18 protein-coding genes are annotated in these 23,445 nt (G+C 48.2%); 15 read left to right on the top strand and 3 right to left on the bottom strand.

Annotation, left to right across the window (positions count from 1 at the left end):
• The first annotated feature begins 8 nt into the window (after positions 1 to 8).
• Positions 9 to 476, top strand: coding sequence for a hypothetical protein (locus tag ACLHR0_RS16290; RefSeq protein ID WP_436487950.1), 468 nt, complete (start codon positions 9 to 11; stop codon positions 474 to 476).
• A gap of 39 nt (positions 477 to 515) precedes the next feature.
• Here the strand turns inward: ACLHR0_RS16290 and ACLHR0_RS16285 are convergent, their stop codons facing one another.
• Both ACLHR0_RS16285 and ACLHR0_RS16280 read right to left on the bottom strand, forming a co-directional pair.
• Positions 516 to 842, bottom strand: a complete 327-nt coding sequence (locus tag ACLHR0_RS16285; protein WP_370911936.1) for a DMT family transporter — start codon at positions 840 to 842, stop codon at positions 516 to 518.
• A gap of 75 nt (positions 843 to 917) precedes the next feature.
• Positions 918 to 1,481, bottom strand: coding sequence for a Crp/Fnr family transcriptional regulator (locus tag ACLHR0_RS16280; RefSeq protein ID WP_429049310.1), 564 nt, complete (start codon positions 1,479 to 1,481; stop codon positions 918 to 920).
• A 50-nt stretch (positions 1,482 to 1,531) separates the two neighbouring features.
• On the opposite strand from ACLHR0_RS16280, the gene ACLHR0_RS16275 reads away from it, so the two are divergent.
• From ACLHR0_RS16275 to ACLHR0_RS16225, 11 genes are all read left to right on the top strand, one after another.
• Entirely contained in the window at positions 1,532 to 2,098 is a 567-nt protein-coding gene (locus ACLHR0_RS16275; protein WP_436487947.1) for a Crp/Fnr family transcriptional regulator, read from the top strand.
• Positions 2,099 to 2,161: 63 nt separating this feature from the next.
• Positions 2,162 to 2,974: an alpha/beta fold hydrolase gene (locus ACLHR0_RS16270; RefSeq protein ID WP_436487945.1), complete on the top strand. Its 813-nt coding sequence runs from the start codon at positions 2,162 to 2,164 to the stop codon at positions 2,972 to 2,974.
• A gap of 185 nt (positions 2,975 to 3,159) precedes the next feature.
• Positions 3,160 to 3,750 (top strand): RNA polymerase sigma factor, encoded by a 591-nt coding sequence (locus ACLHR0_RS16265; protein WP_429049303.1) that lies wholly within the window; start codon positions 3,160 to 3,162, stop codon positions 3,748 to 3,750.
• 111 nt (positions 3,751 to 3,861) lie between these two features.
• Positions 3,862 to 5,028 carry a FecR family protein gene (locus ACLHR0_RS16260; RefSeq protein WP_436487944.1) on the top strand — a complete coding sequence of 389 codons (1,167 nt, stop codon included), beginning with the start codon at positions 3,862 to 3,864 and terminating at the stop codon, positions 5,026 to 5,028.
• A 253-nt stretch (positions 5,029 to 5,281) separates the two neighbouring features.
• Complete coding sequence (locus tag ACLHR0_RS16255) at positions 5,282 to 8,524, top strand: TonB-dependent receptor (protein ID WP_436487942.1); 3,243 nt, start codon at positions 5,282 to 5,284, stop codon at positions 8,522 to 8,524.
• 15 nt (positions 8,525 to 8,539) lie between these two features.
• Positions 8,540 to 10,003: a RagB/SusD family nutrient uptake outer membrane protein gene (locus tag ACLHR0_RS16250; RefSeq protein WP_436487940.1), complete on the top strand. Its 1,464-nt coding sequence runs from the start codon at positions 8,540 to 8,542 to the stop codon at positions 10,001 to 10,003.
• An 80-nt stretch (positions 10,004 to 10,083) separates the two neighbouring features.
• Entirely contained in the window at positions 10,084 to 11,733 is a 1,650-nt protein-coding gene (locus ACLHR0_RS16245; RefSeq protein WP_436487938.1) for an FAD-dependent oxidoreductase, read from the top strand.
• 3 nt (positions 11,734 to 11,736) lie between these two features.
• On the top strand, positions 11,737 to 12,972 hold the full coding sequence (locus ACLHR0_RS16240) for an MFS transporter (protein ID WP_429049288.1): 1,236 nt from the start codon (positions 11,737 to 11,739) through the stop codon (positions 12,970 to 12,972).
• A 32-nt stretch (positions 12,973 to 13,004) separates the two neighbouring features.
• On the top strand, positions 13,005 to 15,920 hold the full coding sequence (locus ACLHR0_RS16235; RefSeq protein WP_436487935.1) for a T9SS type A sorting domain-containing protein: 2,916 nt from the start codon (positions 13,005 to 13,007) through the stop codon (positions 15,918 to 15,920).
• Between the two features lie 126 nt (positions 15,921 to 16,046).
• A complete protein-coding gene (locus ACLHR0_RS16230; RefSeq protein WP_436487933.1) occupies positions 16,047 to 16,949 on the top strand; it encodes a helix-turn-helix domain-containing protein in 903 nt (300 codons plus the stop codon).
• 107 nt (positions 16,950 to 17,056) lie between these two features.
• A complete protein-coding gene (locus ACLHR0_RS16225) occupies positions 17,057 to 17,833 on the top strand; it encodes an alpha/beta fold hydrolase (RefSeq protein WP_436487931.1) in 777 nt (258 codons plus the stop codon).
• A 49-nt stretch (positions 17,834 to 17,882) separates the two neighbouring features.
• Here the strand turns inward: ACLHR0_RS16225 and ACLHR0_RS16220 are convergent, their stop codons facing one another.
• Positions 17,883 to 19,505, bottom strand: a complete 1,623-nt coding sequence (locus ACLHR0_RS16220) for an NADP-dependent glyceraldehyde-3-phosphate dehydrogenase (RefSeq protein ID WP_436487929.1) — start codon at positions 19,503 to 19,505, stop codon at positions 17,883 to 17,885.
• A gap of 330 nt (positions 19,506 to 19,835) precedes the next feature.
• On the opposite strand from ACLHR0_RS16220, the gene ACLHR0_RS16215 reads away from it, so the two are divergent.
• Genes ACLHR0_RS16215 through ACLHR0_RS16205 form a run of 3 tightly spaced genes read left to right on the top strand, consistent with a single transcriptional unit; the run spans position 19,836 to position 23,405 of the window.
• Positions 19,836 to 20,672, top strand: coding sequence for a hypothetical protein (locus tag ACLHR0_RS16215; protein WP_436487928.1), 837 nt, complete (start codon positions 19,836 to 19,838; stop codon positions 20,670 to 20,672).
• Between the two features lie 39 nt (positions 20,673 to 20,711).
• Positions 20,712 to 23,003 carry a glycoside hydrolase gene (locus ACLHR0_RS16210; RefSeq protein WP_436487926.1) on the top strand — a complete coding sequence of 764 codons (2,292 nt, stop codon included), beginning with the start codon at positions 20,712 to 20,714 and terminating at the stop codon, positions 23,001 to 23,003.
• A gap of 12 nt (positions 23,004 to 23,015) precedes the next feature.
• The gene (locus ACLHR0_RS16205) at positions 23,016 to 23,405 is read left to right on the top strand and encodes an STAS/SEC14 domain-containing protein (protein ID WP_436487924.1); all 390 of its coding nucleotides are present in this window, start codon (positions 23,016 to 23,018) and stop codon (positions 23,403 to 23,405) included.
• The last annotated feature ends 40 nt before the right edge of the window (positions 23,406 to 23,445 follow it).

The raw sequence follows: 23,445 nt of genomic DNA, 5'->3' as shown, positions 1-23,445 counted from the left end.
GAACCTTTATGACAAGCCAGGAGAAGATCGCTTTTAAAGCCAGGTTAAAACAGGCAGGGCTGCAGTTAATATCCGAACGTATTGCCATGGCTAAATCGGCCGGGGACCGCGCACAGGAGGCAGCGAATGGTGAAGATAAAAGTTCGGCGGGGGATAAATATGAAACAGGAAGAGCAATGGGCCACCTGGAGAAAGATATGTATGCACGGCAACAGGCGGAGCATGTAAAGGAACTGGCAAGGTTGCAGCAGGTAAATACGGATAGTATTTATACCACCCCGCAAACAGGCGCCCTGGTACAATGTGCAGAGCAGTCTTTTTTTATTGCAGCAGGACTGGGCAGGCAACTGATAGATGAGCAGACCATCTTTTTCCTGTCTCCCTATACACCCCTGGCGAAATTATTGCTGCAAAAAAAAGCGGGAGATCAATTCCTGTTCAATAAAGAAGAATTAACGATCCTCACAATTTATTAGACGCTTCTTTGCAACAATAATTTTCACCGGCTGATATCGCTAATGTGAGGCCGCTTTCAGCCCAACAATAGATCCTATTAATGTTGCTATAAAGAACAGTCTCCAGAAATGAGCGGGTTCGTTAAAAACAAAAATACCCATCAAGGCAGTGCCCACTGCGCCGATACCTGTCCATACCGCATAGGCCGTTCCCAGGGGCAGGTTTTGAGTAGCCTTCATCAGTAAAAGCATACTGGCCACCAGTGAGAACAGGAAAGCGCCATACCACAAATACATGGTGGTGCCTGTTGATTCTTTTGCTTTTCCAAGGCTGGAGGTAAATGCCACCTCGAACAAGCCAGCGATGATTAAAATAATCCAGTTCATGATAATTGATTTAGAGTAGCTAAGGTCGCACGTTGCCGGCAGTAAAAATTTTACAAATGATAAAAACTTTGAAATCTATTTCAATTCAGACCTGATCCTGCTCAAACTGACCTGTGTCATACCGAGATAAGAGGCGATATGACCAAGTTGTACCCGCTGCAGTAATTCCGGATCAGTTGTCATTAGTTCTTTGTAGCGTTCCATGGCTGTTCTGCACTGCCTGAAAATAAGCCGTTCTTCAATTTTTATCAATTCCTGCTCCGCAAATTTTCGCCCCCAATTAGCGATATGAATATCTTTATTAAACAGCTTACGCAAATGATCCGTATTTAATTCATACAGGTCGCATGATTCCAGCAATTCTATGGTTTCATATCCTTTTTGATTGTCCACATAGTTTTTCATGGAGATAACAGCGTCGCCTTCTTTTCCAAACCAGAAAGTTACTTCTTCCTCACCCGGATTGGCGTATGCCCGTACCACACCTTTCGCTATGAAATACATTTTAGATTCTATCCTGTTCACTTTAAATAAAACATGTCCTTTAGGATAGGTTATTTCGTAAATATTTTCTTTTAGTAAGACTTTTGATTTTTCCGGTAACGGATATATGCTGTCAATTATATTGTCTATATTCATAAGGCGCCTGCGTTAAAAAGTGAATATACTATATATTAAGAATTGAATTTATGGAGCGATATGAGTTTTTCCGGCAATTTCATGATATCAGTATAGCCGATTATCAACTGCTGACGGATAGTCTTGGCGTAAGGTTGTTTAAGAAAGGGGAGTTCATTACGGTACCGGGGCAGATTCAACGCGAGCTGTACTTTGTGAAAAGCGGCGTCCAGATGTCGTACTTTGATACGGGCGACAAGATCTATACACTTGCCTTTACTTATTTCCCTTATCTATGCGCCATCGCAGCATCTTTTTCGTTCCAGGAACCTTCGAAATACTTTTTAACCTGTTTAACCGACAGTGAACTCGAGTATATTACTTACGATAACCTGCAGAAACTGATCGATCAGTCGCAGCAAATAGAGAGGCTTTTCAGGCGAATGACGGAAGCCATGTTAGCAGGTATGATTGACCTGCATATCGATCTGCGTGCCATGACCATTGAAGAACGGTATAAAACGTTTTGCAGGAAAAACCCCGACCTGCTTCAACTGGTGCCCCACAAGTACATCGCGTCTTACCTGGGGATAGATCCCACTAATTTCAGCAAGCTGTTTAACAACGTTATATTCTGATGTTGGTGTATACCAAGATTTGTTTGCCGGCAAGAAGCGAATTTAGCAGGCAAATAAACAGCTATGCAGATCTCAGAAAAATATACGATCCATGGGAATTATGCGGAGGTGAATGGACTAAAGATGTATTATGAAATACACGGAGAAGGAAAGCCGCTCCTGCTGTTACCGGGAGCGCTTTCCGGAATCGGCACTGCATTTGGAAAGCTAATTCCGCTACTCGCCGGGGAGAGACAGGTGATCGCCGTTGAGTTTCAGGGATACGGGCATACCACTGACATCCCGGAGCGTCCGCTTTCTTATGAGCAATTTGCGGATGATGTGATTGCTTTACTCAGTGTGCTGAATATATCACAAACAGATATTTTCGGCTATAGCACGGGAGCAGGTGTAGCGCTGCAGGTGGCTATCCGCCAACCGGGCGCCGTCAGAAAACTGATATTGGCCTCCGTCAGCTACAACAGCAGCGGGCGCCATCCGGATCTTAGCATCCTGTTTACCCCGGAAGTGATGAACGAAGCGCTGAAGGGGAGCCCTTATGAAGCGGAGTACCTGCGTACAGCCGCCCGGCCGGAAGACTGGCCCGCACTTCTTGCCAAAGTAAGGGCCTTTGAAGAAAAGGTGCAAGACTGGCCGGTAGAAGAAATAAGGAATATTAAGACCCCTGCCCTGATTATAGCCGGCGACGCGGATATCGTTCGGCCGGAGCATGTGCTGGAGTTATACAGATTATTGGGCGGTGGGAGCCTGGGGGAGTTGTCGATGCCCGCATCGCAATTGGCCATATTGCCCGGAACCATGCATACCGCGTTAACCCAAAGGACTGATTTACTCATGGCAATGATTCCTGGTTTCCTGGACACAGAAATAATGTAGCGAATACTTTACGAATGCCTATACCATGGGTAGGCTATGGGTAACCAATGGGGTTCGCATGGACTTCTGATGCACTTCCAATGCACTACTCATGGACTCCCCATGCACTTCCTATACACTATGCCCGCTCCAATTTTCCGTAGAATCCACTTTTCTAATTCCCAATTTTATTACATTTATGCCAAATGGGGGATTCCACGATCACTGAAGCAGAATACCTGGAGCGGCTCCGGAAGGGCGATGTAGCCGCATATATGCAGCTGTACGACCAATACAATGGGCACGTGTATGGATGGGTGCTTCGTTTTGTGAAAGTACCCGCTTATGCGGAAGACATTGTACAGGACGTATTCCTGAAAATATGGGAAGTCCGCGACCGGCTGGACCCTGCGCAATCTTTTCCCGCTTATCTTTATAAAATCAGCCGTAACAAAACTTTTACTTTCCTAAAAAAGAATGCTTCCGACGAAGCTACCCGCCTTCAGATCATGCAGCGGATCGGCGAAATAACAGAATCGCCCTATCACCAGACGCTGTGGGCCCAGTACCAGCAAATGCTCAACAACGCTATCACCCAACTGCCTTCCCAGCGGCAAAAGGTGTTTGTGCTGTGCCGGCAGGAAGGCAAAAGCTATGAGGAGGCCGCAAAGGAGCTGGGCATTTCCCGTAATACTGTGAAAGAACACATGGTGATGGCGCTGAAGGATATCAAAGCGTATTTCTACCGGCACGGCGACCTCTCTCTGGCCATACTGCTTTTCCTACACCGGCTCTGACACCGGCTGTTTATATAATAATAAAAATTATTTATTCACCCACCCACCCTCTTTTTTCCGGCGACAGTATATATTACAAGCAGGTCCACGTACTGCGTACAAAACTGATACATGCCACAGGAAAAAGATCATTACCAGCAACTGCTGCGGCGCTTTCTTGACAATAACTGCACTCCCGCGGAAACCAGGGAGCTGTTCGACTTCCTGCAGCAGGACGCATCCAACCGTTTGCTGCTGGGGGAAATGAATGCTTCGTTTGGCCTGCCCGCTCCTGAAGTGCAAGGGCCCTGGCGCGACCGGGTAAGAGAAAAACTGCTGCTTGCCGCGCAACCCGTGAAGGTAATCCCGCTCTATAAAAAATGGCTGCCGAAAGTGGCGGCGGCGGTGCTGTTGCTGGCAGTCGCCACTTTTGCGTGGCAGTATTCCCGTACCACAAAAATTACAGCGCCCGCCACCACGCTGGCCAGCGCCGCAAAGGATGCTATGCCGGGCGGCAGCAAAGCGACGCTCACCCTGGCCAATGGCGCCACAGTAGTGCTCGACAGTGCCGCTCATGAAGTGATCCCCAGTCAGGGTACGGCAAAAGTGATCCGGATAAACGGACAATTAAAATATGAAGCAGGCCGGGTGGCAGATGCTGCCGTGGTGTATAATACACTGGCCACACCACGGGGTGGTCAGTTCAAAATAGAGCTGCCGGATGGTACGATGGTATGGCTCAATGCAGCATCATCCCTGCGTTTCCCGACTGCGTTTAACGGGAAAGAGCGCACGGTGATACTCAACGGCGAAGGCTACTTTGAAGTGGCACACCGGGATAATATGCCGTTTAAAGTACAGCTGGGCAGCGGCGTAGTAGAGGTGCTGGGCACCCGCTTTAATATTATGGCTTACCAGAATGAAGCAAACGTAAAAACCACCTTGTTACAGGGCGCGGTGAAAGTGAGTCATAACAGTCAGCGTGTTCGCCTTGTTCAGGGGCAGCAGGCCAGTTGGGCGGCCGGTGGCAGCAGTATCACCGTTGGTCCGGCAGATACCGACGAAGCAGTGTCCTGGAAAGAAGGCTATTTCCAGTTCAACAGGGCGCCGCTGACGGATGTAATGCGGCAGCTGCAGCGATGGTATGATGTGGAAGTTCGTTATGAAGGCAATACCGGAAAAAGAGAGTTCTGGGGCAAGATACCGAGGAATGTGCCGCTGAGTGAAGCGCTCAAAATACTGGAGCTTAGCAGCATTCAATATTCCATGAAAGGCGATACCATTATTATTCACCAATAAAAACGATCAACAACCAACATTGTCCACTTATGAAATGACAGCAATGGTAATATAACCAAAAACGGAAGTGTCGTTACCACCTCCGTTTTGTTCAGGTTATCATTACAATAATTCCGTGTATGAAAGATTGATTATCTCACCTAAACAATTCCAATTTATGCAATTATCAGGTCTCTTCAAAAACCTGAGCGAGAAACATTTTCCTGTTACCAGGCGATTCCGCCTTTTACCGGGCAGAAAAATCAGGCTCATTATGAAACTGACATACTTTCTTTTACTGGCATGTTTTTGCCAGGTACACGCCAGCAGTAGTTACGCGCAAAAGGTCACGCTTCATGAAAAAAACGTATCCCTCGAACACCTGATCAGGAATATTGAGCGGCAGTCGGGCTACGTATTTTTTCTTGACTATGCACTGCTGGATCCCGCAAAAAAGGTCAGCGTAGATATTACGGAGGGCACATTACAGGACGCGATAAACCTTTGTTTCCGGCAGTTTGCGCTGACTTATACCATCGTAGGCAAAACGATTGTTGTAAAACAAAAAACGTACGAGGCGGCCGATCCCGCCATTGAGGTGCGTGGTAAGGTAACGGATGCCGATGGCAAACCGGTTCCGGGCGTATCCGTTTCGGTGCCGGGAACAAAACAAGGCACGGTTACGAATGATAGCGGCGACTTTATATTATCGGTGCTGCCTACAGCCACCCTGCATTTCAGCATGATTGGCTATAAGGCAACAGATGTTGCGGTAAATGGACGTAAAACTATTACGGTAGTTATCACGATGGAGAATACTGCCCTGAGTGATTTCATCGTGGTAGGTTATGGCACACAACGCCGGGGAGATGTAACCGGCGCTATCGCTTCGGTAAATACCAAAACGCTGGAAGGAACGCCTATCCGCTCTGTGGATCAGGCATTGCAGGGCAGGGTAGCGGGTGTTACCTTTGTGCAGAACTCCGGTATGCCCGGCGCAGGATCTTCTATCCGCGTGCGTGGTGGTAACTCCATCAATGGCAGCAATGAACCGCTGTATGTGATAGATGGTGTGCCGGTATTTGCGGATCAGGGCAGCGATGGTACATCGCTTAACCCACTGAACAGTATCAGTCCTACCGATATCGCCTCCATTGAAATATTGAAAGATGCTTCGGCAACGGCGATTTATGGTTCACGCGGGGGCAACGGCGTAGTGCTCATCACCACTTCCCGCGGACAACGCGGCGATTCACGCGTTACATTTGATTCCTACTACGGCTCGCAGCAGGTGCTCAAAAAATATTCGCTGCTGAATGCGGGGCAGTTTGAGCAGCTGGCCAATGAAGCCAGTGTTGCTGAAAACGGCCCTGAATTATATGATCTCAGCAAAACGCCCGCCACCACCGACTGGCAGGACGCGATCTTCAGAACGGCTCCCATACAAAGCTATTCCCTGTCATTTTCCGGCGGCGATCCAAAGACCCGCTTCCTTGTTACTGCCAATTACTTTGACCAGCAGGGTATTGTGCGGGCGTCTGATCTGAAGCGGTATTCGTTGCGGGCTAATCTTGATAAAGATATCCGGGATAATGTTAAACTCGGCAGCAGCCTTACCATCAGTAATGTGCGCACCAACCGGGTGAACAGTTCCTCCCTGTTTACAATGGCCACTACCGCTCCCAACCTTCCTATATACCAGCCGGATGGCAGTTATACAGAAGTGAACAACCAGGGCGCGCCTTTCGATAACCCGGTGGCGTTGATTGAAAACTATAAGAACTATAACAACGTTTACCGTACGCTGGGAAATGTATACGCCAGTATTGACATCATCAAAGGGCTTACTTTCAAAACACTCTGGGGCGCCGACGTTAGCTTCGCCCGCAATGATACATACCTTCCGCAAGCCGTGTATTCCGGATCTCAGCTGGGCGGAAATGCAGCAGTATCCACCAATCAAACCTTTACATGGTTAAACGAAAATACGCTTAACTACACGATGAACCGTGACGGGCATCAGCTCAACCTGCTCGGTGGTTTCACCCAGCAAAGTTCTTCTTATCAGTCGCTCGGTGCAGAAGCACAAGGTTTCCTGAACGATAACCTCGGCACCAACGCATTGGGCAATGCGGCCTCTGTGCAACCTTCTTCTTCCAGCATTGCCAGGTGGGCGCTGCTCAGCTACCTCGGCAGGATCAACTATAGCTTCCGGAACAAATACCTGCTTACACTCACCGGCCGGTACGATGGCTCTTCGCGTTTTGGGAAAAACAACCGCTTCGGTTTTTTCCCTTCGGCAGCAGTGGGCTGGAAGCTGGACCAGGAGCCTTTCATACGCGACCTGCATGTTTTCAGTAACCTGAAGTTAAGGGTGAGTCATGGCCTCACCGGCAACCAGGACGGCATCGGCAATTATCCTTCACTCGACCTGATGGGCAAGGCTAACTATTCCATCGGCGGCGTGAACGTGATAGGGCTTACGCCTTCACAGGTAGGCAACCCGGATCTGCGCTGGGAATCTACCGCGCAATCGGATATCGGTCTTGAATTCGGATTCTTTGATAACAGGCTGACTTTTATCACAGATGTGTACTATAAAAAAACAAGCGACCTGTTGTTGTATGTGAAAATTCCTACCACGTCGGGTTTTTCCACTTCACTGCAAAACAGGGGACAGGTAGAAAACAAAGGGATAGAGTTCACGGTAAATGCTACGCCGCTGGAAAAGGATCTCCGCTGGGAAACCGGTTTTAATATTTCTTTCAACAGGAACAAAGTGCTGGACCTTGCCGGTGCCGAACGCCTCTTTGCAGGCCAGGGACCTAATCAATCCACCATTGTGCAGGTGGGACAGCCGCTAGGCACTTTCTTCGGCTTTGCCAGTGATGGCATTTTTAAGTCGAAGGAAGAAGTGGATGCTTCTGCCCAAAAAACTGCCAAACCTGGTGATATCCGCTTCAGGGATGTAAACGGCGACAAAAAGATCAACGACGACGACCGCGTATTACTGGGTAACGCACAGCCGAAATTCTCTTTCGGATTCAGCAATACATTTTCACTGAAAGGATTCGACCTGATGGTGCTGCTCCAGGGCGTTTACGGTAACAAGCTGTATAACGTTAACACCAGTACGCTGGAAAATCTTACCGGCCTGCAAAACCAGAGCACTACCACGCTTAACCGCTGGACACCCGATAACACCAATACGAATATTCCGCGTGCTACCACCGTGAAGCCAACCGCCCGTTCGTGGGACCGGATGGTGGAAGACGGCTCTTACATGCGGGTGAAAACGGTACAGTTGGGATACAATCTGCCGCAGGCAAACCTGCAACGCATCAAACTCGCTGCAAAGGTATATGTGAATGTACAGAACCTGTTCACCATCACCAACTACTCGGGGCTTGATCCGGAAGTAAGCCGTTATGGGTCAGACAATGTAAGCCCGGGCTTCGACTCCGGCGCTTACCCGAACGCACGTACGATTTCTTTTGGTATTAATGCCAGCTTCTAATCAAAATCATTTGTCATGAGATCTGCATTTTATTTCATCATCATATTTTTTACGCTGGCGGCAGCGGGTTGCGCCAAGCTCGACGGCGTTCCGGAAGGCACTTATACCACGGACAACTTTTATAAAACAGAAGCAGATGCGGTGTCTGCCGTCAATGCCGTGTATTCCGGCATGACCAGCTCTTATCTCTACAACCAGTTCATGGAAGTGATACAGTCGCAAGGCACGGACGACTGTGAGTGGGGCTTTGGCCGCAACACCAGCAATACCGATAAAACGGCGCTGGATAAATTCAATTTCGATGCCGGTACTAATTTGTTCTACCAGTTCTGGAGCACTTCTTACCAGGTGATCAACCGCGCCAACACAGCGGTGGAAAATATCGGGGCCATGACGGCCGTTGGCAGCGATAAAAAGCAACGTATGCAGGCGGAAGCCCGTTTTGTGCGGGGGCTGATATATTTTAACCTCGTTCGTCTTTTTGGCGGGGTACCATTGCAGCTTGCACCTACCACTTCGTTGAATAATCTTGCCGTTAAAAGAGCTACTGAAGAAGAAGTGTATGCGCAGATTATTGCCGACTTCCAGTTTGGTGCGGAGCACCTGCCGCCGGATTACGATGCGGTGAACGCCGGAAGGGCCACCAGTGGCGCTGCTACGGCAATGCTTGTAAAAACCTACCTGACCCGGAAGGAATATACAAAGGCAGTGGAAGAGGCCCGGAAGGTGATCACATCGGGGCGTTACTCGCTTTGGGCATCTTACCAGGATGTATTCCTGATCGCTAATGAAAATAAAACGGAATCCATTTTTGAAGTGCAATTCCTGAGCGGTTCCGGTAATATTCCCAGCAGCTTTGCGGGTTTCTATCGTCCGTCGTTTGATAAGCGTCCCGGCTTCGGCGGCAATGGCGATAATCCTGTTACTAAGAATCATTATGAAGCCTATGCTGAGGGCGATCTGCGGAGGGATGTAAACGTGATTAAGTATTCCTATACCACTGATCCCAAAGCGCCTGCCACGATAAAAAATCCTTATTACGTTGCCAAATTTAAAGATCCTGCAGCGCTGAATGTGAATGATGGCGGTAATAACTATTACATTGTCCGTTATGCAGATGTATTGCTGATGTTCGCGGAAGCGCTGTATATGTCCAGCCCCGGCAGCACCGAAGCGCTGGAGGCATTTAACCAGGTAAGAAGGCGTGCGTATGGCCTGCCGGTAAATACGCCGTCTGCAAAAGATCTTGCAGGAGGTTTGAGCGCTGCGGCATTTCAGGATGCCGTACTGAAAGAAAGACGGCTGGAATTTGCGTTTGAAGGGCAGCGGCGCTTCGACCTGTTGCGTACCGGCAAACTGAAACAGGCCATGAACGCGCAGGATCCGGCTATAACAGTGAGGGATTCCGACACGCTTTTCCCTATTCCGTCGCAGGAAATGGATACCAATCCGCTGCTGGAACAGAACCCGGGATTCTGATCAGATAACTTTTTTCCGGCTGGCACGAACAGGAAGGTACCTGTTCGTGCAGCTATACTCATGCTTAAATAATAACGAAAATGAGGACTTCAATTATCCGTAGCCTGGTGATAATGATCATTTTGCTGGGCAGTAACCGGTTGCAGGCCCAGAAGCGCTGGGATGTATGTGTGTATGGAGAAACGCCCGCGGGCATAATGGCGGCCATACAGGCGGCGAAAATGAATAAACAGGTATTGCTGATCAGCAACACGGGACATCTGGGTGGTGTGGCTACTTCGGGCCTTACGGCCACCGACCTGAATAATTTCAGGAGCGCCGGCGGGCTCACACGCCAATTTTACCAGCGCCTGTATACGTACTACAGTGATAGCAGCGCATGGCGTTGCGAATCGAGAGACGTATTTTTTGAACGTTCCAAAAAGCGCACCTTCTCCGGGAAGAACGACTCCCTGAAAATGCAGTGGGTGTATGAGTCCCGCGTAGCGGAAAATATCCTGAAAAAAATGCTGGAAGAAGCCGGCGTGGCTGTGGTATATAAAGAAAGGCTGCAGCTGAAAAAAGGCGTAGGAAAAAAAGATGCCCGCATAGTTTCCATTCAAATGGAGAATGGCCATCGCTATCATGCAAAAATATTTATCGACGCTACCTACGAAGGAGACCTGATGGCAACCGCCGGTGTTTCCAACATCGTGGGCAGGGAAGCAAATAGTGTTTATAATGAAACGTTGAATGGTATTAAACTGAACGATATCATTGGCAAAGGCAGTAGTTCTATCGATCCTTATATTAAAAAAGGTGAGCCTTCCTCCGGTGTGCTGCCTTTCCTGGAACCAAAAATTCCGGGTGCAAACGGGGAAGGTGATCACCGCACGCAATCGTACTGTTACCGGATGACGCTGACCGATGATCCGGCGAACCGTATCGACATTGTAAAACCTGCCGGCTATCAGCCGCTCTGGTATGAATTCCTGGCGAGGATGCTGGAAATGAATCCCGGCTACATGCTGAAAAATATTATTTCTTTCACCCCCATGCCCAATAAAAAAACGGATACCAACCAGGCCGATTTCGTTGGCGCCAATTACGGATGGCCGGAAGGCAATTATGCAGAGCGGGACAAGATCGCTCAAATGCATAAGGACTATGTACTGGGTTTACTCTGGTTCCTGGGTAACGATCCGCGGGTACCCGATTCCCTGCGCACAGAAATGAAGCGCTGGGGTTTACCGAAAGATGAGTTTACAGATAATGGCAACTTCCCTCATCAACTGTATGTGCGGGAGGCGAGGAGAATGGTGAGCGATTATGTGATGACAGAAAGGAACTGCAATGGAGAGGAGCCGGTAGAAGATGCCGTGGCAGTAGCCACCTATCCGCTGGATTGTCACCATGTTTCCCGCGTGGTAGACGCGCAGGGGAGAGTACATGCGGAAGGCAGTTATGGTAAACAGAAGAACACTTATTACACGATCAGTTACCGTTCATTAAGACCAAAGTCCTCCGAAGCGGTCAACCTGTTGGTGCCGGTATGCCTGTCGGCCTCACATGTGGCTTACAGTTCTATCCGCATGGAGCCGGTATTCATGGTGCTGGGGCAATCTGCCGGCACAGCTGCCGCACTTGCGCTCGACCGGAATATTACCCTGCAGGAATTGTCTTATGATGTTTTACAGCCGGTATTGCTGAAAGACGGGCAGGTACTTTCAATTGAGCGGAATAAATTATAGCAGATGACGAACATACAACAGTCGAACAGGGGCGCCGTTTTAGCCGCCGTAGTAGTAGCTTCTCTCGGGTATTTTGTAGACATCTACGACCTGCTGCTTTTCAGCATCGTCCGTGTGCCCAGTCTTCAGTCGATTGGACTGCGTGGGGAGGATGTAACCAACAAAGGTATTTTATTACTCAATGTGCAGATGACCGGCATGTTGCTGGGTGGTATTCTCTGGGGCGTGCTGGGCGACAGGAAAGGGCGGTTGTCTGTACTTTTCGGCTCCATTTTTCTTTATTCCGTGGCCAACATTGCCAATGGTTTTGCAGACAGCGTGTGGAGCTATGCGTTATGGCGTTTTGTTGCCGGTCTGGGCCTGGCTGGTGAACTGGGTGCGGGCATCACGCTGGTGGCGGAACTGATGCCCAAAGAAAAGCGTGGTTATGCCACTACCATTGTTGCGGCGGTAGGTATCAGCGGTGCGGTGGCGGCATATTTTGTTGCACAGTATTTCACCTGGAGAACCAGCTTTTTTATTGGCGGTGGCCTTGGCCTTTTATTATTGCTGCTGCGCATTGGTGTGGCAGAATCGGGCATGTTCGGGGCGGCGAAGCATTCGGAGAACAGGGGCAACTTCCTGGCGCTTTTCACAAATGGGAAGAGATTCTTTAAATATCTGCGCTGCATCCTCATTGGCGTGCCGCTCTGGTTCGTGGTGGGTGTGCTGATCACGCTCTCACCTGAATTTGGGAAAGTGCTGCATATCCAGGGCGATGTGAATGCCGGTGCGGCGGTGGCATGGTGTTATGGCGGCCTTGTAGTGGGCGATATTTTCAGCGGCGCCCTTAGCCAGTTATTAAAAAGCAGGATCCGGGTAGTATATGTTTACCTGTTTTGCTGCATGGCTGCTGTCAGCATTTATTTCCTGGCGGCAGGTATCAGCCTGCAGCTCTTTTATTGGATATGCGGCCTGCTTGGTTTTTCGGTTGGCTATTGGGTAGTTTTTATGACGATTGCCACCGAACAATTTGGCACTAATATCCGGGCAACGGTGACCACTACCGTCCCAAATTTTGTGCGCGGCGCAGTAGTGCCGCTCACCTTTCTCTTTCAATCCATGCAACTGCTTTTTAACGGATCCCTGGTGTATGCCGGCATCAGTGTGGGCGTGATATGCCTGGCACTGGCTTTCTGGTCGCTTACCGGCATGCAGGAAACATTTCATAAAGACCTGGATTACCTGGAGGAATGGTAGATATACTCACTTTTTAAAACCACGTTCCACTTATGAAAAAACTGATACTTATGCTGACGGTGCTGGCCGTTGCGGGCAACGCGATTGCGCAGGCCGTCAAAACCACGTTGACAGAAACTGCGGGCGTATATACCCTGCATCGCGGCGGTGTGCCGTATTACATTAAAGGCGCCGCCGCCAACAATTTTCATGTGCAGGTAGCTACCTATGGGGGCAATACCATCCGTACTTACAGTATCAACGATTCCACCGCAGCGTGGCTCGACAGCGCCAATGCGCATGGCATCACCGTTTGTTTGGGATTGGGTATTAAGAAGCAGCAGGAAATGAATTACGGAGATACCGCTGCCGTGCGGTTGCAATTTGAAAATATGCGGAGCCAGGTACTCGCATTCAGGGATCATCCTGCCGTGCTGATGTGGGCGATCGGTAATGAAACAGATGCCAACTATAACAGCCTGGATACAGCTGCCAATATCCTTTTCTGGGATGCGCTCAACAATATTGCCGAAATGATCCATGAGGTAGACACCAACCACCTCACCACTGCGGTACTGGTGAACTCCGATGTAAAGAAGATTAAGTTGCTGAAAGAAAGATTTACAGCATTGGACATACTTTCCATTAACAGCTATGCGCCTAATATTCCCGGTGTGTTGGGCAACCTGCAAACCGCTGGCTGGACAAGACCCTATATGATTACGGAGTTCGGGCCGAGAGGCACCTGGCAAATGAATCCGGAGCCTTCACGGAAAATGCCCTGGGGCGGATTGGTGGAACAAACCAGTACAGAAAAGGCGGTAGTGTACCGACAAATATACCAGGATCATATTGCTGCGAATGCGTCCAATAATTGTCTTGGTGGCTTTGTGTTTGTATGGGGATATCAATCTTCCGGCGACGTAGTTACCTGGTTCGGGCTGTATAACCGGCTGGGAGAAGCTTTCGGAGCTGCTGATGAAATGCAGTATGTATGGACGGGACAGTATCCTGTGAATCACGCACCGGTGATCCGCAACAGGGATTCGCTGCTTTTCAACGGGAAGCGCGCCGAAGATACCGTGATCGTGGAAGCAAATTCTCTTAATACCGGGTGGGTACGCGCCAGTGATCCCGATAATGATTCATTGCGTTACGAATGGCTGATCATTCCTGAAAACAGTATTATGGCCGGAGGAGAGGCTACGGCCAGTTTGCCTGCGCTCCCGGGTTTGATTGTTTCGCAGCATGCCGACAGCGCCCGCTTTACGGCGCCGGCGGCCGCCGGCAACTACCGGTTATATGTATACGTACATGATCAGCGCGGGAAGATTGCCAATGCGTCTATCCCGTTTAAGGTAACACCATCTATTATCGGAAAACTCATAAGGTCTGCTTCCACCGGCGGCAGCTGGTCCTTGCCTGGCAGCTGGCAGGGTGGTGTGGTACCCGCAGATGCGGATACCGCTGTGATCATCGCAGGCAGCACCATTACGATCAATACGCCGGTGAAAGTAACACGCACGGAAATTGCCGGCACACTGGGCTTCAATACCACTACCACTCACACCTTCACTACCGGCGACCTGGTAGTGAACAACACCGGTACATTTTATGCAAGAAACGGCACCATTGGCAGAACAGTTACGGTGAACGGCAACCTGGTAAACAACGGCACCGCCGACTTTTCAAAGGGGAGCACCACCCTGATCATGGGGCCGGCAGCAGATAGCACCGCGATTGGCGGAACAGGAAGTTATACGAATGGTATCATCCGCAGTGTTACAATCAATAATGCCGCCGGTGTGACGTTGCAAACACCTGTAAGCATCCCGTCGGTGCTAACGCTTATCAGTGGCGTGTTTCATAACGGTAGTAATCTCACCATGGACAATACACAGGTAGGCGGCAGCGCCAGTTCTGTGAACTGCCAGATCAGGCGTTCGCAGCATGCGTCGCTCGCCAATAATTATACATTGGGAAGCACCGCTGCATTGTATGTTGTTTATAACCATGATGTAAATGCGCCGGGGCAAGTCATGACCGAAGGCCATGAAATCCCTGTTACCCGGTCGCTGCATAACATCACCATCAACAACCCCGGTGGCGTAATGCTCAGCGACAGTCTCACGCTGAAGTCGAGCAATGCGGCTATCACATTGACGGAAGGCATCATCCACCTGCCGGCAGGCAAAGCGCTGATTTGTACCAATACTTCATACAATGGTATTTCGGGCAGCAGCAGTAGTTTTGTGAATGGCGCAGTGGCGCTTACTGCAGGTGCAACGCCTGTTACCAAAACTTTCCCAACCGGATCTGCGGGGGAGTACAGGAAAGTAGTATTAACTGGATTGTCGTCTGTTACCGGCGCGCTGCTGATGCAGGTGTCTGCTGACAGTGCGGTGGGTACGCCGGGTACGGGCATGAGCAGTTTGTCTGCTGCAAGACGCTGGCGTTGCGCCGTGCGCAGTGGCAGTCTTGCTGGTTTCACGGCCATCAGTATCGCTTACGGCACAGATGACGGAGCCACACAAAACCGGCTCGCATTTTCAACTACGCGTACGGGCGCGTATAATGTAATACCCACCGATACCAGCACCGCCGATGCTGTTACCAGTTCAATGGGTAGCTACGGAGCGGGATGGTATTCAACAGGACTGAACGATAGTACTATGCTGCGGACATCCAGGCCCGCCGTGGTTTCCGTAAGTAGCACGCACGAGGCGGATGCTTTTGTTTATCCCAATCCGGCAGCGGAGGTGATTTATGTGGTATGTCCGCGGGCATTGAAACAGAAAATGTATGCAAGCCTGCTTGATTTGCAGGGAAGGGTAGTTCATTATTGGATGTTAACACAGGGGCAGGTGCGGCAGCCGCTGCGGTTCCCTGCGAAAACCGGCAGTGGCGTTTATTTGCTGGTGCTGGAAGGAACAGGATTCCGGCAAACATTTAAAGTGGTGAAATTATAAACAATATGGCGGCGCTTCACGATGAAGCGCCGCTTTGTTATTTGAGCTTACTATATTTTTCCTATCTTCAATAGTGTAGTAAAAATAAGGTGCTTTAGCTGTTTGATTAAAAACCATCTCTAAGTAATGGGCAATTCCAAAGGTGTTATTCCTTTTTACGATGATATTAATGAATTCTTTGCCAGTACGCCGTTTCCTGATAGAACAAATGATCCGGATCTGTTTTGTTTCCGGGTGAGGAAAGGAGAAGACGTAAAAAAATTCTATAAACCCCCGTTCAGAAGATCATTTTATTTTATGGGGCTGATGAGTGGTGTTAGTCAGTCGCAGATTGTTTATGACAATATGAATGAAGTGCGGATGAACAGCTTTCTCGTTTGTCAGGCGCCCGGACTGCTTTCCAGCTTTTACAACTCAGGACTTGCTTATGGATATTTTGTTTATTTTAAGCTGCCCTGTTTTTCTTTCTTCAGACCGGACTTTGAAAAGCAGTTTTCTTTTTTTGATGTACAACAAACGCACTTTTTTGAATTATCGCAGGAAAAATATAATGAGTTCTCCCTGGCGTTTGAGGATTTTTTTATTGCATATGAAAACGCAGACGATAAACTGCACACAGTAGCCAGTTTGAAGATATTGGCTGTTCTGTATCAATTAAAAAGTTTCATCCAGCTTAACCAGCAGCAGGAGCGGATCACCAGACCTGAGTCAATTTTGCTGAAGCAGTTTCTCCAGCTTGTCAACGACAATTATATAGAACGGAGAACAGTGAATGAATACGCCGAAATGCTTTCCATTACCCCTAAATATCTTTCCGAGTATATCAAAACCACCACCGGGAAGAATGCATTGTTCTTAATGCACGAGAGAATAGTAGCCGAGGCAAAATCACTGATCCTATATACTGATTTGGATATGGCTGAAATCTGTTACCAGCTTAATTTCTCTGATCCGGCAAATTTTAATAAATTCTTTAAGAAAAATGCAGGCGCCACCCCTTTGGAATTCAGAAATCAGTATAACAGGTAAATTTACCATTCAAAGCGGTTTTTGGACAAAGCTATCGTAAGTGGCCCATCTATCTTTGTGTTGAAATTACATCGGAACATTAAACAAATCTTTAAAAACAGATCACGATGAAAACAACACACTCCAAAGATGGAACAAAGCTGGCTTACAATATGACTGGCAAAGGCCCTGCCTTAATCTATATTACGGGGGCTACATGCCACCGTGAATTTAACCCGGTACTGTACGATGCATCGGTTTTTTCGGAAGAATTTACAGTGTACAATTATGATCGCCGCGGCCGTGGCGACAGTGGCAATACTTTGCCTTATGCGGTGGAGCGTGAAATAGAAGATATTGAGGCGATGATAGCTGCCGCCGGAGGCCGGGCGTTTTTGTATGGTCATTCTTCCGGCGCTATCCTGGCGCTAAAGGCTGCTATGACACTCGGCAACAAAGTGAGTAAACTGGTAATGTACGACGCGGCTTATTGTCACAATGAAGCCTACCTGGAGGAATTTAAAACCCTCAGCAGGGGTTTATACCAATTGCTGGAGAATGGTAAAAACGAGGCCGCGATCACCGGATTCCTGGAAGGTATTGGTATCCCTGGCGAGGCATTTGATAGCTTATTCCCCGACTGGCCAACCATGGTGGCTTTGGCGCCAACGCTTGCCTACGACACTACTTTGGCCAGTAGCTTAGCACCCGTAAAGGAGGTGGCAACGCTCACTACGCCCACCCAAATTATTGTGGGGGAAAAAAGCCCTGAATCTATTCAGGAAGTCGCCAAACAATTGAATGCTGCCATCCCGAACGTTACCTACACCATGCTGAAAGGCCAGGATCATATGCCTGCGGCAGAAGTGGTGTTGTCTGTTTTAACCAGGTTCCTGAAATCTTAAAAGCGGGTATCATGCCTTGCAGCGGGCAGCTGCAAGGCATAAAGTAATTTTAGAAAATGAAATTGGTGCTGAGGAAGTCGGAGCTATGCTCATTCACAATATCTTCCAGCAGTTTTTTATTCGTATCGTTCATTTTGGTGGCCACCAGTGAGCGGATAGAGAATGACCGCAGTGCATCATGCACGGAGAGCGTTCCTTCTGCACTGTCTTTCCGGCCGGTGAACGGGAATACATCCGGTCCGCGCTGGCACTGGCTGTTAATATTCACCCGGCTTACCTGGTTTACCAGTGGATCTATCAGTGTCGCCACTTCATCAGCGTTGTTGCTGAAAATGCTTACTTGCTGGCCGTGTGGCGATTCGATCAGGTAATCAATGGTTTCTTCTATATCATCATAGGGCACAACCGGGATTACCGGCCCGAATTGTTCTTCCCGGTAGAGTTTCATTTTATCATTCACCGGGTATACCACTGCCGGGAACACAAAGGATTCGTTGGTAGCGCCACCGTTTTCATTAACAACGGCTGCACCGTGGGCAATGGCGTCGTCGAGCACTTCACGGATATAGGCGGGTTTGCCAGGTTCCGCTACCGGCGTGAGTTGTACACCTTTTTCCCAGGGCATGCCGAATTTCATTTTGCCGATAGATTCGCCCAGGCGCGCATTGAATTCGTCGGCGATGGAGCGGTGCACAAACAGTATTTTGATGGCGGTACAACGTTGACCGTTATACGATAATGCACCCAGGATACATTCGTTCACGGCCACTTGTATATCTGCATGCTGCGTGATGATGGCGGCATTTTTGGCATCCAGGCTCAGTACCGCGCGGAGGCGGTTCAGTTTGGGATGGTGCTTGCGCAGGTCGTTGGCTACTTTACTGGAACCGATAAAGGCCAGTACATTGATTTTACCCGTGGCCATAATGCCTGGTATTACAGAAGCGCCGCGGCCATAGATGGTGTTCACCACGCCTTTCGGGAAGGATTCCATGAATGCACGCAGCAGCGGGTAATGCACCAATGTGCCGTGCTTAGGCGGTTTGAAGAGGATGGTGTTGCCCATCAGCAATGCCGGGATCAGGGTGGTAAAGGTTTCATTCAGCGGGTAGTTGAATGGTCCCATGCAGAGTACTACCCCTAATGGCGAACGGCGGATCTGCGCGATGGTGCCTTCTTTGATTTCAAAGCGGGAAGAGCTGCGGTCTATTTCCTTAAGCGCATCTATGGTGGCGTTGATGTATTCTATGGTGCGGTCAAATTCCTTGATGGAGTCAGCAAAGGATTTCCCGATTTCCCACATGATCAGCTTTACGATCAGGGCGCGTTGCTCCGTCATTTTGCGGGCAAATACAGACAAACAGTTGATGCGTCCATCCAGTCGCATGGTAGGCCATTCACCACGGCCGTTATCATATGCGGCGAGGGCGGCATCCAGCGCTTCAAAGGCTTCTTTTTCGGTGCCCAGCGGGTAAGTGCCTATCAGCTTGCGTTTCAGGCCATTTGCAGTAGGGATGTTGATAGGGGAGTACACTTCACTCACCGGCCCATCCCATTGTTTCATTTCCCCGTTTACCAGGTACTCTTTCTGATGAATTTCGGAAATACGGAATTCCTCGGGTATTTCATTTTCTTCAACAAAAAGTTTCTTCAGCTCATCTTGAAAACTCATGTGTTAAAATTTTATGCGTACAAATTACACAAAATAGGCCGGATTGTACGCATAGAATGTTTCGATCGGGGGAATGGAGGAAATCTATAAGGTGGGTAAACCACCAGGAAAAATATGAACTGAACCGGTGCTAACTTTTTTATTTTCAACGATTCACCTATTTTCGCCGGATGTTTTACAGGAGAGAATTAATACAGCGCATAATAGAAAAAGGTTACCGGGAATTGTTTTATGGTCCGTATCATTCATCGTTGCACCAGGGGAAAGAAAGTATTTAAAATAACCCTGGCGGAAACCATTGGATTTGCATATTTATAAAACATCTTGCGCATGCCTTCGACAAAAGTTTTGATTACCGTTAAAAGTTATCCCTCCGTATCTTCCCATTATGAGGAGCAGGTTAGCATTGCCGGTTTCCGGGAAGACGGCGTTTTTATCAGGATATATCCCATCCCTTTTTCAAAGAAAACCTATGACGAACAATATCAGCTCTACGATTGGGTGGAGCTGGATCTCGAAAGGAATACCCGGGATTTCCGGCTGGAAAGTTTCAGACCGGTAAACCCGGATGCACCGGTAAAAAAGACCGGGCACCTGGGAACGGAAGATCATTGGAGTGAGCGGAAAGCCATTGTGCTGAAGAATGTATACCGTAACCTGTCTACGGTCATCATGGAAGCGAAACACGAAGCATTTTATACTTCACTGGTGGTATTCAAACCTGCCAGGATACTGGATTTTGTGGTAGAGGAAACGGAGCGGGAATGGAACCGCAACCGTTTGAATGCATTGCAGGAAGAGCTGCTGCGCGGCGTGGTAGCTGAGCAGCCGGAAGATCCTTTTGCCGCGATGCCAAAGCTGCCGTACAAATTTTCTTTCCGTTTTATTGATGACAAGAACGAAGAAATCACCCTGCCGGTGGAAGACTGGCAACTGGCGTCCCTGTATTTGAAAAGCCTGCAAAAGCAGCGTGGCGCTGATAAGGAACTGAAAGCCATTAACGAGGTGAGAAAGAAATACCTGCACGAATATGCAAGGAACAGCGACCTGTATTTCTTCCTGGGTACTACGCAAAATGTACATGCAAGTGCCAGGCAACCGTTTACGATCGTTGGCTTGTTTCATCCTACGATGCCGCCGGCGGTAATACAGGGCAGTTTATTTTAGCGAAATTGTATATTTGAGCAAATCGCTTAAATAAATAGCATGAAACAAGTACGGGAATGGATGTTAACTGTACGGATCATAATAAGTGTTAACCTGCTTGTTTGTATCTTATCTTATGGGCAACTATTCGCATTTCAGCAGGTTAAACCGGTAGTACCTGCAAACTTTACGTTTGAGGTTATCCCGGAAACCTTTGAGCTGAATCTTTATTACAACGGAATAGCGGAGAAAGCGGGCGATCCGCTGCCTCCCATGCGGGTAGCCAATTTGAAAAAGACCGCTGATTCGGTATCGTGGTTCTATCCTGATGTTCTTGTTTCGGTAAACATTGTAAAGAAAGAAAACTACCTCGACGTTAATATCCGCTCGGAAGGCGCCGGCAAATTTGTATGGCCGCATGTTCGGGCAGAAAGTTATATGCTGCCTTTGTGGGAGGGGAAATATATTCCCGCTAAGGATAACTATTGGAAGTCTTTTTTAAAGCATCAGTCGTTAGATTTTCCCGGAAGTTTTTCAATGGGATTTTTTGCTGCCAACAAGCCGGAGTATACAATTGTGTATGTACTGAAAAATGTTTTTAACAGCGACCTGCATTTCGATGTGAACCCGGACATCAGTTTTTCCTTCTTCCATCAATTTCCCTCTATTAACCCGGACAAAACCTATGGCTTCAGCATTTATGTTACTGCAAATGATCCCGTAGCTGTAAGTACCGTATATAAAAATTATATCCGGGAAAAAAACAGGTTTGAAACACTGGAGGAGAAAGCGGCTAAAAATCCTAACGTCCGGAAATTATACGGCGCACCACATGTCTATTTTTGGCCGCACGGACTTATTACCGTAAAAAATATCCGGTGGAAGCAGTTGCAGGCCTCCTGGCCAGCGAAGGAAAAGTTTTTTTCCCGGCTTATACAATCGTTAAAAGATAATGAAGAAGACGATGCTGCCAATGCGTTTAACCAGGTGTGGCTGGAATGCAAGAAGCAAACGCCCATTAATGATTATCAGAAAAGAATTATCCTTGAAGCCCTGAATAAAGCACTCCGGACGAAAGCGCTGTATCAGCCGGATGTTTTTGGCAGCATGCCAGGGACATCAGCAAGCGCGCTGAGCGAGCAGCAACTGTATGTTTGGAATAAGCGATTAATAAAAAAGGCACTGGGAGATGTTATAGATGATCCCGGCGACTGGGGAAAAGAAAATGTGAGCCTGATGGCGGATATGTACCAGTCGGGAATAAAGAAGGCGTGGATCGGTTTATCTGATTGGGCAGATGGATTGAAGAACCCGCTTTTGGTAGAAGAAGCTAATAAATCCGGTTATCTCATTGGCCCATACGACAGCTATCATTCCATTCATTCAAAAGAGGACAGGGAATGGCGTACCTGCTGGTTTCCTGATTCATCTTTATACGACAATGCTACTGTGACCAATGCCTCGGGGAAAAAAACAGGTGGTTTTATAGGGGTAGGAAGGCAGCTGAATCCCACGCTGGCATTTTCATCTGTAAAACAGCGGGTAGCCGCCATTTTGAGCGATCGTATTCCGTACAATTCCTGGTTTGTAGATTGTGATGCTACCGGTGAGGTGTTTGATGATTACTCGCCAAGTCATGTTACTACAAAGGAGCAAGACTTTAAGGCCCGTCTCCAGCGGATGGAATACATCGGTAATGAAGTGGCGATGGTAGTAGGATCTGAAGGCGGAAATGATTTTACGGCTAAATCACTGGCATTTGCCCAGGGTTTGGAAATGCCGGTGCTGTTCTGGGGCGATCCCGATCTGAGGGAAAATAAAAACAGCCCTTATTATGTTGGGAGTTACTGGGGACAAGGCGGCACCATTCCATCTATCTACACCAAAGTAATACCCATCAAGGAACGCTATGAAAAAATATATGTTGATCCAACCTATTCACTGCCGCTGTTCCGCCTTGTTTACAATGATGCGGTGATAACCACCGCACACTGGGAAAATGGTTCTCTTAAATTAAAGGATGAAGTGGGGACCCGGATGCTGTCGGAACTTTTATATAACACGCCACCTTTATACCATATTGATCAGGCTGAATGGAAGCTCAATAAAACACGGATCATCGATCATATAAAAGTGTGGAGCCCATTGCATGAAAAAGCAGTGGTTCTGCCGGTGACGGCTTTTAATATTCTTTCTGATGACCGGCAGGTGCAACAAATGATATACGGCAACCAGATAAAAGTCACCGTAAATTTTTCCAATAAAGCTGCCATGGCGGGTACAGTACCCATTAAGGCCCGGTCTGCAATTATCGATGATGGAATTAAGAAAGTAAATTACAGCGTACAATAAAACAGTCATTTCATGAACCCGCCCAATAACATTCCACTTATTGAAGGAGAAATAGCGGACTATTATTATGATAGTACGGGGATTTTATATTCCTATTCGAAAAGCACACTGCGAACAGTAGAGAATATTTCGCGCAATATTGCATTGGTGAAACAGATTACCGGGAATAAGAAAGTACCCTTGCTGATTTATCTTTCCAATTCTCCTGTTCCCGATAAGGCCACAAGAAAATTTTCAACAGAGCAATTACCTCATGTATATACTGCCATGGCAATGGTTTCAAAGCCGGGCTTGTCGAAGCTGATCATGAATATACTGTTTAAGTTAAAAACGCCGCCTATTCCCATGAAGTCGTTTACAAACGATGCGGAGGCAAAGGAATGGCTGCTGCAGTATGTTTAGAGGGCGTTTCGCTGGTGAGAAACGGGCATAAAAAAAGAGC

It is taken from the genome of Chitinophaga sp. ARDCPP14 (genome assembly GCF_051362515.1).
In the GTDB taxonomy this organism is placed as follows: domain Bacteria; phylum Bacteroidota; class Bacteroidia; order Chitinophagales; family Chitinophagaceae; genus Chitinophaga.
Note: the sequence above shows the minus strand (reverse complement) of the source record. Positions and strands in the feature narration are given on the sequence as shown.

What these genes read in the sequence shown, in the direction of transcription:
- ACLHR0_RS16205 (WP_436487924.1), top strand. Translation starts at nt 23,016, where the DNA reads ATGAACCCGCCCAATAACATTCCACTTATTGAAGGAGAAATAGCGGAC.
- ACLHR0_RS16210 (WP_436487926.1), top strand. Translation starts at nt 20,712, where the DNA reads ATGAAACAAGTACGGGAATGGATGTTAACTGTACGGATCATAATAAGT.
- ACLHR0_RS16230 (WP_436487933.1), top strand. Translation starts at nt 16,047, where the DNA reads ATGGGCAATTCCAAAGGTGTTATTCCTTTTTACGATGATATTAATGAA.
- ACLHR0_RS16290 (WP_436487950.1), top strand. Translation starts at nt 9, where the DNA reads ATGACAAGCCAGGAGAAGATCGCTTTTAAAGCCAGGTTAAAACAGGCA.
- ACLHR0_RS16285 (WP_370911936.1), bottom strand. Translation starts at nt 842, where the DNA reads ATGAACTGGATTATTTTAATCATCGCTGGCTTGTTCGAGGTGGCATTT.
- ACLHR0_RS16280 (WP_429049310.1), bottom strand. Translation starts at nt 1,481, where the DNA reads ATGAATATAGACAATATAATTGACAGCATATATCCGTTACCGGAAAAA.
- ACLHR0_RS16275 (WP_436487947.1), top strand. Translation starts at nt 1,532, where the DNA reads ATGGAGCGATATGAGTTTTTCCGGCAATTTCATGATATCAGTATAGCC.
- ACLHR0_RS16270 (WP_436487945.1), top strand. Translation starts at nt 2,162, where the DNA reads ATGCAGATCTCAGAAAAATATACGATCCATGGGAATTATGCGGAGGTG.
- ACLHR0_RS16265 (WP_429049303.1), top strand. Translation starts at nt 3,160, where the DNA reads ATGGGGGATTCCACGATCACTGAAGCAGAATACCTGGAGCGGCTCCGG.
- ACLHR0_RS16235 (WP_436487935.1), top strand. Translation starts at nt 13,005, where the DNA reads ATGAAAAAACTGATACTTATGCTGACGGTGCTGGCCGTTGCGGGCAAC.
- ACLHR0_RS16245 (WP_436487938.1), top strand. Translation starts at nt 10,084, where the DNA reads ATGAGGACTTCAATTATCCGTAGCCTGGTGATAATGATCATTTTGCTG.
- ACLHR0_RS16260 (WP_436487944.1), top strand. Translation starts at nt 3,862, where the DNA reads ATGCCACAGGAAAAAGATCATTACCAGCAACTGCTGCGGCGCTTTCTT.
- ACLHR0_RS16240 (WP_429049288.1), top strand. Translation starts at nt 11,737, where the DNA reads ATGACGAACATACAACAGTCGAACAGGGGCGCCGTTTTAGCCGCCGTA.
- ACLHR0_RS16255 (WP_436487942.1), top strand. Translation starts at nt 5,282, where the DNA reads ATGAAACTGACATACTTTCTTTTACTGGCATGTTTTTGCCAGGTACAC.
- ACLHR0_RS16215 (WP_436487928.1), top strand. Translation starts at nt 19,836, where the DNA reads ATGCCTTCGACAAAAGTTTTGATTACCGTTAAAAGTTATCCCTCCGTA.
- ACLHR0_RS16220 (WP_436487929.1), bottom strand. Translation starts at nt 19,505, where the DNA reads ATGAGTTTTCAAGATGAGCTGAAGAAACTTTTTGTTGAAGAAAATGAA.
- ACLHR0_RS16250 (WP_436487940.1), top strand. Translation starts at nt 8,540, where the DNA reads ATGAGATCTGCATTTTATTTCATCATCATATTTTTTACGCTGGCGGCA.
- ACLHR0_RS16225 (WP_436487931.1), top strand. Translation starts at nt 17,057, where the DNA reads ATGAAAACAACACACTCCAAAGATGGAACAAAGCTGGCTTACAATATG.